This is a genomic window from Dictyobacter alpinus, assembly GCF_003967575.1.
GTDB classification, from domain to species: Bacteria; Chloroflexota; Ktedonobacteria; order Ktedonobacterales; family Ktedonobacteraceae; genus Dictyobacter; species Dictyobacter alpinus.
This window is the reverse complement of the sequence record NZ_BIFT01000002.1, coordinates 1,503,753-1,518,696: the sequence shown is the minus strand read 5'-3', so window position 1 is coordinate 1,518,696 and position 14,944 is coordinate 1,503,753. Positions and strand designations below refer to the sequence as shown.

Here is a 14,944-nt window from a genome sequence, read left to right as displayed (position 1 = left end):
TTCTCTTGAAGTTCTGGTAGGACGGATTAGTTTAAACGTCAACAAAAAAGGACCACATTTATGACATATCCTCAGCGGCTTGTGCCGCCACCTCAACTCACCCAACCTTCGCCAATCGAGCCTGTCCTATTTGAAGTTAAGCGCTTGATTGTGGGACAGGATCATTTGCTGGAGCGCTTACTGGTGGCTTTATTGGCACGTGGCCATGTCTTGTTGGAAGGGGTACCTGGTCTGGCTAAAACGGCGACCGTTAAGGCCTTAGCCAGGGTAGTCGGAGGAAATTTTGGGCGTGTCCAGTTTACGCCCGACCTGGTGCCGGCTGACCTGATTGGCACACGTATCTACAATGCGAAAAATGCTGAATTTGTGACTGAACTTGGACCTATTTTTGTGCATCTACTACTGGCCGATGAGATTAATCGTGCGCCAGCCAAAGTCCAATCGGCTCTGCTCGAAGTGATGCAGGAGCATCAGGTGACAATTGGCAAGCAGACCCACTTTGTGCCTGATCCATTTCTGGTTCTGGCCACGCAAAATCCGATTGAGTCTGATGGCACCTATCCTCTACCAGAAGCTCAGTTGGATCGCTTTATGTTTAAAGTGCTGGTCGGCTATCCTTCTTATGAGGATGAAATTGTGATCGTTGAGCGTGTGACCGGCGCGAATATTGTCCTCCAGACATTGCTGAATCCTGAAGGGCTGCGCCACTTTCAGCAGGAGGTTGAGCGCGTGTATGTGGATCCGCATGTGGTGCTCTATGCGGCGACGCTGGTACATGCTACGCGTGAGCCTGCCCGGCATGGATTAGCACGGCTGCATGGAGCATTGCTGTATGGGGCCAGTCCGCGTGCCTCGATTAATCTGGTCTCTGGAGCGCGTGCGCTGGCTTTTATGCGCGGCCGACCCTATGCGTTGCCACGTGACGTGGCTGATCTGGTACCAGATGTGTTGCGCCATCGGATGGTTTTAAGCTATGAGGCGGTGGCCGATGGCTTAACTACCGATATGATTGTGGCCGAGTTGCTCCAGCGTTTTCCACCGCCGCACATTGATCTGGGAGATCGCTATGTGGGGTGATAAAAAGTGGCGTCAGCTTTTTTCTGGTCTCTCGACCGCATCTTCTGTGCCAGAGCTTGATGATCAGTCCCGGGGTTCGCAAGAATTTCCTGAACGTTTGTTGCAGCGTTTGAACTGGCACCTTTTGCGCCCGCTGGCAAGCCATCTGGGTGGAAGTGAGCATTCGCAATTTCTGGGTCCCGGCGTAGAATTTTCTGAGATTCGGGCATACCAACCCGGCGATGATATTCGCTTCATTGATTGGAACATATCAGCGCGCACTGAACAGCCGATGGTCCGCGAGGCGCATGTAGAGCGGGCGGTCGATGTCTGGTTTTTGATTGATGTCAGTGCTTCCACCCGTTGGGGAACGGCTCAATGCCTTAAGAGTGATTGTGCGCTTGATTTTCTGGCGATTGCTGGTCAATTGCTGAATCGCGCTGGCAATCGCCTGGGTGCGGTTATCTTTGCCGAGCAACCGCTGGCCGTGTTTCCTCCTGCTCTAGGACGCTTGCATTTGCTCCATTTATTAGCGCGCCTGAAGGCGGTAAAAACTGACTGTGCGGGTCCAACAAATCTTATTGCGGCCTTGAACAAAGCATATGTGGTACTCCGCCGACGTTCGCTGATCGTGATTGTCTCTGATTTTCTGGTTGAGGATGGCTGGCAACTGGCACTTGGCAAGCTTGCGCAGCGCCACGAGGTTGTGGCCGTTCGCCTGATGGATCCTCGAGAGGGCGCGTTGCCAGATGTAGGCCTGGTCTGGTTGGAAGATCCTGAGACCGGTCAACAACTTTATGTGGATACTGGCGATGCTAAATTGCGCGCCCGCTTTAGCGAGGCGGCTTTGCGACAGGAAGAATATTTGCGTATGAGCCTGGCCCGCTGTCGGGTAGAATTACTCCAGATTGGAACTGATCAGGATCTTATTTCAGCTATGGTACATTTTTTGCAGAGGCGACAGCATAATCGCACACGCAAATTCCCTTTGCCTCAATCCTCTATGTCCCACGCTGTCCCGCTGGTTCCGGCTGCCTCTCCATGGAAAGGAGACCTTTCATGAGCTTCCAATGGCCACTCTGCCTGCTTTCTCTGGTATTGATTCCACTGCTCATCTGGCTTTATCTGGCCGCGCAAAAGCGGCGCCGTGCCTATGCAGTGCGCTTTACCAATCTCTCCTTGCTCCATAGCATTGTGGGTAAAGGACCAGGGCTGCGACGGCATATTCCCCCCCTGATCTTTGTGCTTGCGCTGAGCGCATTTGTTCTGAGCCTGGCTCGTCCTATGGCGGTTGTCGCTGTTGCACGTGATCGGGCCAATGTCATGCTCGTTTTTGATGTATCAGGTTCAATGAATTCACCTGATATGGCTCCCAGTCGCATCATGGCTGCTCGTCAGGCTGCGCATGCATTTGTCTCTGCCCTGCCCGATAATATTCAGATTGGGTTGATCAGTTTTAATAATGCTGCGTCCGTGCGAGCACCCCTGACCTTAGATCATCAACTGGTGCAGCGCTCGATTGATACTTTAGTCCCTGGTGGTGGTACTGCCATTGGCGATGGCTTGAATGCAGCATTAGATCAATTACAGCAATTTCCTCGGGATGATAAAGGGACACCTATTCCCTCTACGATTGTTCTCCTGTCAGATGGCGCTAATAATATGGGCATAGATCCTCATATCGCTGCTTTAAAGGCCAGGCAGATACGTATTAAAGTCAACACTGTCGGTATCGGCCAGCGCAGCACCCTACCTGGTCCTGATGGCAAAGCAAGCGGAGGGGTAGACGAGGGTGCTTTGAAAGAAATTGCCAGTCAGACAGGGGGCCGTTACTTTTATGCGGGAGCAACCAGGACGCTACTAAGCATTTATGCTGATCTGAGTAAACAGATCAGTTGGATTAAAGAGCCAACTGAAATCACCGCCATTTTTTGTGCTGTTGGCGTCCTCTTCTTTCTGCTTGCAGGTTTCCTCAGTTTACACTGGTTCCAGCGTTTCCCTTAATAGAATATGTTTAAGGAGTTTCCAATTTTTCCTCATTGCACAGCAAGATTTTCTAGTACCGTAGATAAGAACAAAAAATTTAAAAGAAAATAGTTTATAATTATATTGGTGCTCTTGTATTTTAGTGTGTGTTTTCGGTAGTAAAAGAGAAAGCAGGTACACAGATGGCACTTTCCTTCCAACATTCCTCTTTCCAAACGACAAGTAGCCAGGGGCTGCGCCAGGATATCTTGCCGATGCGTCTCTACCATAAAGCGAAAAGATTAGGCATATGGGATCCAGCTAGCATCGATTTTACGCAGGATGCTCTGGATTGGCAGCAGTGTAGTCCTGAAGAGCGGGAAACAATGTTGACGTTGACCTCTCTTTTTCAAGCGGGCGAGGAGAGCGTGACCTTAGATGTCCTGCCGCTTATCTCTGCCGTGGCTCAGCAGGGACGGTTGGAGGAAGAATTATTTTTGACAACCTTTTTATTTGAGGAGGCCAAACATACAGAATTCTTTCGACGTTTCTTGGATGATGTAACCCATACGACCAAAGATTTACATGGGTACCTTACGCCAAGTTATAAAAAAATATTTTATGAGGAACTTCCTCAAACAATGGGTGCCCTGAGCACTGATCATTCTGTACAGGCTCAGGCGCGCGCCGCTGTTACGTATAATATGATTGTTGAGGGGGTATTGGCTGAAACTGGCTATCAAGCTTATTTCGATATGCTCGATCGTAATCACATTATGCCGGGTTTGAAGCAAGGCGTGACATATGTGAAGCGTGATGAGTCGCGGCATATCGCTTATGGCATCTTTTTAATTTCACGTCTAGTAACTGAGGATGCAAGTGTGTGGGATGTAATTGAGCAGCGCATGAATGAACTGTTGCCATATGCTCTGGGCGTTATTCAAGAAGCAGATAATTCTCTGCCAGCGGGAGAAGAGAATAGATTTGGCCTCCGGCTGACAGACTATGTAGATTTTGCCGTTACCCAATTCACTAAACGTTTACATAAAATCGAGCAGGCGCGTACACAATCGGTGGAGCAACTCTATCAGGATCAGCCAGAACTCCTGCAATAGTAGCTAGCCAGATACAATAATTGTGAACGCCACTCACTCGTGGCTAGTGCCATCTGGTTTTTTACCTTTGGTACAATGAAGTAGTAAAAGGTATCGCGTATCTTTTACTACTTCAAAAAAAAAGTGGGTATTATAGAGAAATGGCTGTTACAACGCTTGGCTATGCTCTGCTAAGTTTATTAGCGGTCAAATCCTATACAGGATACGATCTTGGCCGCCTGATGCGCTCTCCCATTAGTGTTTTCTGGGAAGCACGCTATAGCCAGATTTACCCTGAATTATCCAGATTGGAATCTCAGGGTCTGGTTACCTATCAAGCAGTAACCCAGCATGATTTTCCTGACAAAAAAATCTATACTATTACCGATGATGGACGTGCTCTTTTGCGGATATGGGCCACCGAGCCAGTTGATCCTCCTGTTATTCGTGATGAGCTTGTGATCAAAGCTTATTCGCTTTGGATGGTGGATCCAGAGCCGGCGCAAGAATTGTTTCGTTATCATGAACAATATCATCTCGCCAAGCTTCAACAATATGAAGAAGTGCAACGTGACCTTGAGGCTTCTCCTGAGGCCTTGAACGATCCGACCTCACCTACATTCGCTCAATATATTATCTTGCAACGTGACCTTGGTTTTGAGCGTGAATATGCGGTGTGGTGCCATTGGGTCGTTGAGCGCCTGGAGCAGACGATGCGTTTTTCTTCCCCACCCATTAATTGATCTATCATCCTGACTTCCCCTTATACCTCCTGTTCTTCAGGTTTGCGTGCTCGAATGAAGGCACTGATAAATCGTCCATCAACGCTCGTTCGTTCTTCAGGCGAGAGGGAGGCTATAGTGGCATTTATTCCATTTGAAGCAATGTCAGCGAGAGAATAGCGCCGTGTGACCTCAACCTCGATATCGATAAATCCAGCTGCTTGTAGCAACGAGCGATAGGTATCTTCTTCAAGTGCCCCGGCCATACATCCAGCCCAGGACTCCATATCGCGGCGGATGGCGGGTGGGAGATCACCTTGAACGACAATATCGGAGACGGCAAAACGGCCACCAGGTGTCAGAACGCGGTGGGCTTCACGCAGTACCTGACGCTTGTCTGCTGAGAGATTAATTACACAGTTGGAGATGATGACATTCACGCTGTTGTCAGGCAATGGTATCGCCTCAATAATACCTTTCAAAAACTGGACATTCTCGATGCCCGCATCTTTCTGATTGTGCTTTGCAAGTTCCAACATAGGATCAGTCATGTCCAGACCGTAGGCAAATCCCGTTGGTCCGACGCGCCGGGCCGAAAGTAGCACATCGATGCCCCCTCCACTGCCCAGATCCAATATTGTCTCACCAGGCTTCAACTCAGCAAGCGCAGTCGGATTGCCACAGCCAAGCGAGGCCAGAGCCGCTGCAATGGGTATCCCGCCCAGTTCCATTTGTGTGTAGAGATCAGTCGTAATCGGGTCTCCCTGATCGGTAATGGAGGAACAACAGGTTGACACACAACAGGAAGATGACGTTTGAACTGGTTGTATTGCTATCTTCTCAGAGGGCTCACAGCAGTCTGGCCCACAACAGGATGGCGCATGTTCCGCTGGAGTACCCAGCACCTGTAAAGCAGCTCGCGCATATTTTGCGCTCACCTCTTGTCGCAACTGTTCATCATTTTGAGGAATGGTATTCATTGTGATCCTTTCCATTTCTAGCTGCGAGAAGAGCACCACGCTCCTCTCGTTTGCCTTTGCTAGAAGAGACGGAGTTCGACAAAAAAGGACGCACAGGGTGAGGTGTGCTGGTGGTATTCGTATCGTCACAACAGACGTCCGCTTCACAGCAGTCACAGCGCGGTTGATAGTTCAGGATGTGCCCACGGCGATCTAGTTCGAAATGGCAACAAGCCAGTAGTTCCTGCTTGAGCTTTTCCCTGGCCCGTTGCACGCGTGATTTCGCTCCAGAAAACGAGATACCTAGCCGTTTTCCTAGTTCTTTCTGCGTCAGTCCTTGATACTCTGTGAGGATCAATGCCTGCCGATGCTGGTCAGGCAAGGCCAGGACCATGGCGCGCACACAGGGGAGCAGTTCGCTTACGATATCATCGTCTGGTAGGTCCTCTGGCAGATCCAACTCCGCATCTGTGTCTAGGGATGTCATCGTCTGGTGGCGGGTTCGGTAATAATCAATGATAAGATTGCGCGTGATCTGGTAGATCCAGCTTTCCAGGCGTCGAGCATCCCGCAGATCTTCTCCTCGTTGATGAATTTTGAGAAAAACCTCTTGTAACAGATCCTCTGCGCTGGCTTCATCCGCCACACGGCGGCGAATGAAGTGGTACAGAGGCGCGTGAAACGCATCCCATGCTTGCTCTGTGATAGTAGTCATTGCTTTTTTCCCTTTCAGCATCTCTCTTGCTCTTCTCTTGAAGACGAATGTAGCGCCAAAAGGACGCATTGTATCTCCATTAGCGTCATAATAATTAGCTGTTTTGCCATTATTCGATCGGCAAAGTAGTACTTTTCGCTTTGAATTCTTATAGTTTAATGGGTAAGCGTTCCTTCATGGTAAAATAGCATTGCTCATGCATTAGAGAAATTGCCTATGCAATTTCGACTCTCGCCTCATATAGGTATAGTTGGGAATGATACGTTTTTAGGGAGAGTTGTCTGGTGGCAATTTATCGAACTTATATATTGTCTGGGCGGGAGGAGAAATATCGCGATGGCTTATGATGGCAGTAAGATGCTAGGAAATTATCGGCTGCTGGAACTGCTTGGTCAGGGTGGCTTTGCCGATGTATACCTGGGTGAGCATATCTATCTGAAGACATCGGCGGCTATCAAGGTGTTGCGTGTCCAACTGGATCGAGATGCTCTTGAGTCGTTTCTGGCTGAGGCGCGTACTATCGCTCGCTTGCGTCATCCCCATATTACGATTGTGCATGATTTTGGCATTGAGCATGACGTGCCTTTTCTGGTGATGGGTTATGCTCCCTATGGCTCATTGCGCCGCTTGCATCCGATGGGAAGTATCGTTCCGCTTGCGACGGTGGTTGGCTATGTTAAACAGATGGCCCAGGCTTTACAATATGCTCATGTGCAACAGATTATTCACCGCGATGTGAAGCCCGAGAATATATTATTGGGTGAGCAGCAGCAATTGTTGCTGAGTGATTTTGGCATTGCTGTCGCAACTCAGAGCATACCAGGTAATTCACTGGTGCCACGGGCGAAACAGAGCGCGGCGATTGGTACAACGACCTATATGGCGCCCGAATTATTTACCGCGGACGCTGTGTTCGCGAGCGATCAATATTCTTTAGCAATTGTCGCTTATGAATGGCTGTGTGGTGCACCTCCCTTTAGTGGCTCTGATATGGAGGTTGCTCTGCAACATGTCCATATTGCTGTTCCATCTCTCTCGGATAAGGCTCCAGAAGTCACGTCCGAGGTTGAGAAGGTGATAATGAAGGCACTGGCCAAACAGCCGAGGGAGCGCTATCCTTCAATATTGGACTTTGCAACGGCTTTTGAGCAGGCATTGTCAGCGCGGAAAGTCGAGATTGTCTCTTCTTTTTCCGCGGATAAAACAGAAGCTTTTCCGTTTCCAGCGCCTGTGACTCCACCACCATTGTTGCCCTCTCCTGGTCCAGATAAATCCATGGTTAACCTGCCCCCTTCTGTTGCGCGGACGCGTTTGCCCGGCTCTGATAAGCCTGGCTTATTGTCAGCCCCTCCCGTGCGACCAGCTAGCGATAAACCGATAACACCTGTGCCTGCTGTCTCGTTGAAGTTACCTGCGCATGCGGCTGGTACTACAGGACGCCTGTCAGACTATGCCGCGCCTGCGGAAGTGGGAGGTGATATTGACGAAAATAAATCCAGACCTTTGCGTCTCTCGGCATTTATGCCTGTAGTTGCGTCAGATGCTGATGTCCGCGATGTAGCTTCTGGAGAACAGGAACAATCGGTGATTGTTTCCTTGAAGCATCTGTGGGTGGATAAAACGATGCCGGCGGCCAAACATTTGTGGCTAGATAAAACGCTACCGGCGGCCAGGCATTTATGGATAGATCAGACGGTGCCAGCGGCAAAGCAATTTTGGTCCAGGCAGGCAGTACCGGCCGCGAAAAAGCTGTTATCTATTCCTTTGTTATCACCCGATCCACCGCAGGAGGCCCTCCCTCCTCTATATAATCGTTCCAATGGTTTGCATTCGACGCAGTCGGTACCGGCGGCGCGTAAGATAGTGCAGACGCAGTCGGTACCGGCTATACCGCCACCTGGCATGTCAGCGAATGGCGCAGGGATGTCACGGCGAATGGTACTTGGTGGTCTGGCGGTAGGCGTTGGAGTAGCCGGTCTGACCGGCGTGATTGCGACAATGTACTGGCAGAACGCTTTTCAACCCGCGGCATCATCCGCCCCGACGCCTAAACCTCACCAGCAGCCAACCGCTGCTCCCACCGCCGCCGCTACGCAGGCTCCCACGGCCACACCCACTCCACAGAATATGGTGGTACTTGGTCCTACACGCCCAACTGTTACTACCTGGGGTCCAAATCAACTGGACCTTTTTGTGCGTGGCACAGATGGAGCTCTCTGGCAACGGCATTATGATGGCAGCTGGCATCCCTGGACTCAGGCCCTTGCTGGCATGACTTTTGATCCTACGGTGACAAGCTGGGGAGCTGGCCGTTTTGATGTGTTTGCGCGTGGTGTGGATAATACCTTACAACATAGCTGGTACGATGGCAGCTGGCATCCCTGGGAATCGCTGGGTGGCGCATTGACTTCAGATCCAACGGCTGTGAGTTGGGGGCCAAATCGCCTGGATATATTTGCGCGCAGTGTCGATAATGCGCTCTGGCATAAAGCCTTTGACGGCACATGGCATGACTGGGAACGGCTGGATGGGGTGCTCCTGTCAAGTCCCTCGGCCGCTACCTGGGGACCAAATCGCCTGGATGTCTTTGTGCGTGGTTCCGATAGCGCGCTCTGGCATCGTGGCTTTGATGGCAGTTGGCATGACTGGGAATCGCTGGGCGGCTCATTTGAATCAGATCCGGCGGCTGTCTCTATCGGTCAAAACCACCTGGATATATTTGTACGTGGCGCTGGTAATGTCCTGCAGCGACGTAGTTATGATGGCAATTGGCATGACTGGGAGACGCTCAGTGGCGTATTGACGACCAGTCCCACCACCACCACATGGGGCACTGGTCGCATTGATGTTTTTGCGCGGACCGCCAACAATGTTTTGCAACAAACCTGGTACGAAGGCGGCTTGTGGCAGCCCTGGGTTCCTCTCACCTGATAACTTACGCTTGTGGACCCATTATCTTTTAACTGCGCTTATCAACAGATGAGAGGGGTCAGCCTATTAACCACGGGCTGGTGGATAGATCTGGCTCAAATCGCTGGCCGGAATAGCATTTACTGGTATGTCAATCCGTATTGACTGATTGAAATTTTGACATTTAAATTTGAGTGTTTGTTGAATTGGGATGCCATTACTCAAGGTAGTAGTAATAAGGTTGCTTAGCTGATAGACATAACCCGTATCTTCGTCGATCCAAAAATCTGTACTACCAGCAGTAGTCTGAGCATTATTATATTCTTGCCTGCTAGATTTATTTTCGACATCTAAGTCTTGTAGCGCGGCTAGCCCTTCTCCAGTAAAGCTCACTTTGATATGCCGTAAGAGGCGGTCACTTATATTTTCTTTCCCTTTGTCGCTGATCTGTCCTTTTTGTAGCGCTAGATCGAGCAGCGAACGAACCTGGGCAATGCCTGCCACTGCATAGACCTGGGTAGAGGGTGTCTGTTGCAAGATTTTTTTATCAATCACATACCATTTCTCGTGATTGTATAGACCTCCTAATATATATACGCTGTCGCCTTGTATGCGTTGATTGAGGCTAAAGGTTGCGCCAGAATGGGCTTGAAAGAGCTTGCCATCCGATTTTTCTTGTAATGTGATCTGTGATATTGTGCCATCTGTTTCATCCCCTTGTCCCTGGCTCCACATATTGTAGTTGGAGGTGCCGGGCATAGGTAGGAGTGTCTGTAATAGACTGGCAGTTGGCGTCGTTTGATTGTTGCTGATTTGATGTTTGGCGTCGAGTGTGAAATGGACCGAATGAATATCTTTCATGGCCTGTTGGCTTTTTTCGAGTAATTGTTTTGCCGAAAGTGGTTGCTGGGTTGGCTCTTTGGTAGTTATCGTGGCGGTTGGTTGTGTGATAGTTGTCGTATTTATAGATGGACTATTATTACAGGCTGCTAACAACGATAATAGAAACAAGAGACACAGGATGCGACAGAGATGAGCGATCATTTTCATAACACACCATTTTCTCCTCTATAAGATCAGGTTAAAACATATATAGATGCATTGTCGTTTCTCTTATAGTATGGGCGGCCAGGTGTTTTTAATACACATCATCACCACATCATCTACCCATCATCTTCACCTCTTTTTGCCTCGGCCAGGCATAAAATTGTGCTCGTACGTAAAAAAAGAAGCTTCCTGATTTCATGAGAGGAAGCTTCTTTTTATCTTGTTGTTAGTCTTGTTGGCAGTCAGGCGGCTAACTCTTCAGCGTTCTGTTGTGCTAGCGCTTTGACCCATTGATAGTTACCTTCGATCTCTTCATTCGCCAGTAATTCTGTGGCCAGATGTAGCCAGCAGATAGCATTCGAGACGGTCAGGTAATCGCGATTGGCCAGTGTGGCTGCCGCGGTACTCATGCTATTGTAGAGCATCTCATCTGTCAGCAGGTTGTATATGTGTTGTGCCACCTGGGGCGTATTCCCTGTTTCTACCAGATAACCAGTGATTTGATCCTGGATTTGTAGAGGAATACCACCAACACGATATGCCACAACCGGTTTGCCCTTTAAGAGGGCCTCGGTTACCTTGACTTCAAAACCTTCTTTGATCGAGAGCTGCAGGACTACTGCGCTTCTGCGTAATAGCGTGTTTAGAATCTGATCACGATGAGGCAGGCGCGCTACTTTGATATCATCTGCGAAATGAACATATGGTTCAGTTTGCAGAGTACGTTTGATCAGGCTATAGACTGGTACTCCGTCTGGATCATCGATGGAGCCGTTGCCTGCAATCACGAGTTGTGGAACTGTTTTCTGTTCTGCTTCCAGTTTACTGCGCAGTTGGCGATAAGCATCCAGCACATCAGGAATACCTTTAGAAGGATCAAAGCGAGCAATCTGTACAATATAGGGTCGCTGGCTGTCCAGGGGTGTTTGACCTTCATTCTCCAGGATACGGTTAAAATGCTTGATATAGGTATCCATCTGCTGTTCGCTTAATGGCTTATTTAAACCATCAACGGGATCCGTGGTAGCAGGCATATAAAGTACTTTTTCAGCTGGAACATCGTCGGGCACAAACATCTTCATCGGATGACTGATAAAAAAGTCAGCCTGACGAATAAAGTCCCACAGGAAGCTCCAGGTTGTATGCTGTGGTGTCCCTTCCCTGGTAGCCAACTCGGCGACGATCTGGATATGGGATCTGTAGAGCAGTTTGCAGTCTGGATTAGCTTCTCGAATGTAAGGAATCAATCCTGCCGGCTGTGGATCATCAATGACGATTACATCAGCTGTTCTAAAGACTGGATCCAGTTGCTGAGCGTTTTCTTTACTCCAGGCAAGATAGAGTTGTTTTTCTTCATCTGTTAGCCTGGTTGATGGGCTGGCGACGTTCTGTAGCACATTGTGAATTTTGGTCTTCGTAATGTCGAAGATCTCTTTCTTTGGTAAGAGAATGTGCCAGTGTGCATCAACTCCTAGTAAGCGCAGCAAGCGAATCAAGGCATGGCGCATCAAAGCTACGCCCCCACCTTGTGGTGTGGCGTTAATGAAGACCAACTTCTTCCCTTCAAACTTTTTCGCCAGTTGTGTGACCAGTTCAAAGTCTTCCGATGTGACGGCGCTACGATAGTCTTCCAACGTGACCAGTTCACTCACCACAACTTCACGTTCAGCAGTCAATGGGACTTGAACCAGATCATTCTGGTCGAATTGTTGTCGCACCTCTTGTATCATCTCTTCAGCAGTTAGTTGCTCATTAGCCGTAGCTTGTCCTTTCAAGGGAACAATATCGGCTTGCATCCATAACTTTGCACCGAGATCGGCTGAAAAATCATCTTGGCGTAAAGAGGCTGCGATGAATTGCAAATTACGCTCATCGGCATTTTGTTTCAGCCAGGTGAGAGCCGCTTCATTGGGATCAGCATCAAGTAGAGCCTTTTCGTAACTGATCACAGCATGACCAGTATCTCCTTCGGCTATTCGTAGATGCCCATTTTGTATTTGTAGGCTCGCATAACTTGCAGTTGGAATATTTAGCTCTTCAATTGGTGTGGCTTGAGTATATTCCTCTTGTACCACATCATTATTCTCTTGGAGTGTGTTGGTTATTTCTTCTTCGTTCATAAGTACTTCAGTAGTTGTATTTGTCATAATTCCCTCAAGATCATAAGGATGATGCGTATCGATTTAGCAAACATGATCTAATGGACTCACCAGTTGATATACATACTATAACAATAATTGAGCATGGTCTATTTCGCTTTTATCTTATAGTAATTCCGTACTATGGAATCTTCACGAAATAAATTTTTGGTAGATAACTATATGTTTGTTTTTTAGAGCAATGGTTTTTCGATCATTTGTCAATACTTGAGTTATAGATTTTTATCAATGATATATAGATACAATATATAGCAAATTTTTTCAAGTTTCTGTAATCTACTTCACTGTTCTCGTCCAATTTACATGGACAATAGCTATTCAACTTCTAGCAATCATGAGATTATTTGTGTGCTATCGCGTCATTATTTTGTGATGCCTGCTATGTCCACTTTTGTATAGGCCAGTTCAGTGGGAGGTGTCGCTCGGGGGCTTTCTATGTGCTGGATGATTGCTGGCACTCCAACCAGACTCTTGCCTGCCAGCAGCTCCTGGGCCAGAGTTTTGATTTCTTTCGGCCTTAAGGGCAGTGAAGCTACCTCTATGAGTGGGATCCAGACAGGGACTGGAAATTCAGGACCTTCTTGTTGGAGGGTTTGGGCCGTTGTAGTTGGATGGGCATAAATATGAACTTCAAGGGTATAGCCATAGTGCATTCTTTTATGCGGGCATGGCGCATGAGTAGGATAGACCCACTCTCCTAAAAATGCAATACTGGTAGCCTCCACCTCTATGCCTGTCTCTTCACGTACCTCGCGGACCGCGCATTCCAGTAGGCTTTCATATGGTTCTAATCCACCTCCGGGTAAACTCCAGGTGTTCTCACCATGCAATAATAATATTCGCTCTTGTTCCAGGACGATCACACGTGTACGAATATTGTCGTAGATATTCTGATTCAATTTTTCGCTCCTTTCTTTGTTTAAATAAACTACTTCATTCTCAATCTCTGGTAGTTGTATCACAGGGTCGAACGAAATACTAGAGCTATTTCACATGAAGATGCCCGTATTTTACTGAGAAAATACGGGCATCTTCATGGAGTATGTTTTAATTTCTGTACTGCAGGCGTTTCCTGAACGTTTTCTGGCTAATGATACGTTGTTCGGAGATGCAAATGCCGACCAGGATCAAGATGACACCCAGCCATTGTATAACTGTAATGTGTTCTTTTAAAATCAAGGCTGATGTGATGATCACGATCGGTAATTCAACTGAGCCCAGAATTGAAGCCATCGCTGATCCTATGGTTGGTATGCCTTGAGCATAGAGATACGGTGGAATAATCACGCCAAAGAGGCCTAATAGTAAGGCGTAGATCCAGAGTCCCTGTCCGATCGAGTCATTGAATAGGAAAAGTGGTGGAAAAATCAACAGGGTTATTACCGCTCCTCCTGTCACCATCAATGTGCTTCTCAGGATTGGTGAGACGCTGAGTGCCACGCGACCATTGACCGTAAGATTGCCGGTGTAGCTGGCGGCTGCCAGTAGTCCAAGCAGGATCCCCGCGAGGCTGATGTGCTCAAAATGTAATGCTTCGTAGCCAGCTGCTAGAACGGTTCCAATCAATACAACAGCGATTGATAGCCATTGTTTACCACTCGGACGGCGTTTTTGTAGTATCCATTCTAGCAAAAAGCCCATCCATACAAATTGAAAGAGTAAGATAACCCCTAACGATGCTGACAACGATTGCAGAGCCAGGTAATAAAAGACACCTGTCAGTCCTGAGAAGATGCCACTGGCCAGCAATTTACCGATAGTGGCAAAAGAAAGCTGACGTAGCTCTTTGAAGGAGGGAATACCCAGGAGCCAGAGGATTACACAACCAAAGAGCAGTGGGCTGCTGGTAACTTCTGCAGTAGAAAAGCCCTGACTATAGCTTATTTTTACAATGGTAGATAAGACACCAAATGAGGCGGCCCCCATCAGGACCAGCAAACTGGCAGTAAACCTTTTCACAACGGGTCCTCCCTGTGAACATAGCGCTAGAGCCATGTCTTTTTTTCTTTACGACAGCCTTCTTGACAAAAAAAAGCTGGCTCTTACGCTCATAACATAGACGAGGTCTAGCTAGAGTGAGCCGATACTGCCGGTTGAAAAACCCGTATTTGTTATATGAAGTTAGATATGGAGATATATCTAAGCTTCTCTGCTCATTCAGCGATTGAAATGGGTGTTGACGACATGCAAATATTTTATTGCCTCACACCCGGTCAGGGATTATACCACTGTCATAAATTCGCTGTCAATAAAAAGAATTGACTATTATCAGGTTTGAGTTCCCTGGCTCGCATGAGTTTATTCATGCTATCCAGGT

At 48.2% G+C, this 14,944-nt stretch carries 12 protein-coding genes; 6 read left to right on the top strand and 6 right to left on the bottom strand.

Annotated features, from left to right (window positions below; all coding sequences use genetic code 11):
* Positions 1–60 precede the first annotated feature (60 nt).
* From EL633_RS28605 to EL633_RS28585, 5 genes are all read left to right on the top strand, one after another.
* Positions 61–1,077, top strand: a complete 1,017-nt coding sequence (locus EL633_RS28605) for an AAA family ATPase (protein WP_126630642.1) — start codon at positions 61–63, stop codon at positions 1,075–1,077.
* Complete coding sequence (locus tag EL633_RS28600; protein WP_126630641.1) at positions 1,067–2,119, top strand: DUF58 domain-containing protein; 1,053 nt, start codon at positions 1,067–1,069, stop codon at positions 2,117–2,119. The genes EL633_RS28605 and EL633_RS28600 overlap by 11 nt, the downstream gene beginning before the upstream one ends.
* Positions 2,116–3,060 (top strand): VWA domain-containing protein, encoded by a 945-nt coding sequence (locus EL633_RS28595; RefSeq protein WP_161982511.1) that lies wholly within the window; start codon positions 2,116–2,118, stop codon positions 3,058–3,060. The genes EL633_RS28600 and EL633_RS28595 overlap by 4 nt, the downstream gene beginning before the upstream one ends.
* A 164-nt stretch (positions 3,061–3,224) precedes the next feature.
* Positions 3,225–4,136 carry a R2-like ligand-binding oxidase gene (locus EL633_RS28590; protein ID WP_126630639.1) on the top strand — a complete coding sequence of 304 codons (912 nt, stop codon included), beginning with the start codon at positions 3,225–3,227 and terminating at the stop codon, positions 4,134–4,136.
* 140 nt (positions 4,137–4,276) lie between these two features.
* Positions 4,277–4,858 carry a PadR family transcriptional regulator gene (locus EL633_RS28585; protein ID WP_126630638.1) on the top strand — a complete coding sequence of 194 codons (582 nt, stop codon included), beginning with the start codon at positions 4,277–4,279 and terminating at the stop codon, positions 4,856–4,858.
* Positions 4,859–4,878: 20 nt separating this feature from the next.
* Here EL633_RS28585 and arsM read toward each other — a convergent pair whose 3' ends face one another.
* Both arsM and sigZ read right to left on the bottom strand, forming a co-directional pair.
* The gene (arsM, locus tag EL633_RS28580) at positions 4,879–5,817 is read right to left on the bottom strand and encodes an arsenite methyltransferase (protein WP_218027603.1); all 939 of its coding nucleotides are present in this window, start codon (positions 5,815–5,817) and stop codon (positions 4,879–4,881) included.
* On the bottom strand, positions 5,795–6,511 hold the full coding sequence (gene sigZ / locus EL633_RS28575; RefSeq protein ID WP_126630637.1) for an RNA polymerase sigma factor SigZ: 717 nt from the start codon (positions 6,509–6,511) through the stop codon (positions 5,795–5,797). The genes arsM and sigZ overlap by 23 nt, the downstream gene beginning before the upstream one ends.
* Before the next feature lie 336 nt (positions 6,512–6,847).
* Here sigZ and EL633_RS28570 point away from each other — a divergent pair, with 336 nt between their 5' ends.
* Positions 6,848–9,442: a DUF8189 domain-containing protein gene (locus EL633_RS28570; protein ID WP_161982510.1), complete on the top strand. Its 2,595-nt coding sequence runs from the start codon at positions 6,848–6,850 to the stop codon at positions 9,440–9,442.
* A 66-nt stretch (positions 9,443–9,508) separates the two neighbouring features.
* Here the strand turns inward: EL633_RS28570 and EL633_RS28565 are convergent, their stop codons facing one another.
* The 4 genes from EL633_RS28565 to EL633_RS28550 all read right to left on the bottom strand — a co-directional run bounded on the left by EL633_RS28565 (position 9,509) and on the right by EL633_RS28550 (position 14,586).
* A complete protein-coding gene (locus tag EL633_RS28565) occupies positions 9,509–10,471 on the bottom strand; it encodes a LolA-like protein (RefSeq protein WP_126630635.1) in 963 nt (320 codons plus the stop codon).
* A gap of 239 nt (positions 10,472–10,710) precedes the next feature.
* Positions 10,711–12,615: a glycosyltransferase gene (locus EL633_RS28560; protein WP_126630634.1), complete on the bottom strand. Its 1,905-nt coding sequence runs from the start codon at positions 12,613–12,615 to the stop codon at positions 10,711–10,713.
* 374 nt (positions 12,616–12,989) lie between these two features.
* Positions 12,990–13,526 (bottom strand): NUDIX domain-containing protein, encoded by a 537-nt coding sequence (locus EL633_RS28555; protein ID WP_161982509.1) that lies wholly within the window; start codon positions 13,524–13,526, stop codon positions 12,990–12,992.
* Between the two features lie 148 nt (positions 13,527–13,674).
* The gene (locus EL633_RS28550; RefSeq protein WP_126630632.1) at positions 13,675–14,586 is read right to left on the bottom strand and encodes an EamA family transporter; all 912 of its coding nucleotides are present in this window, start codon (positions 14,584–14,586) and stop codon (positions 13,675–13,677) included.
* Between the last annotated feature and the right edge of the window lie 358 nt (positions 14,587–14,944).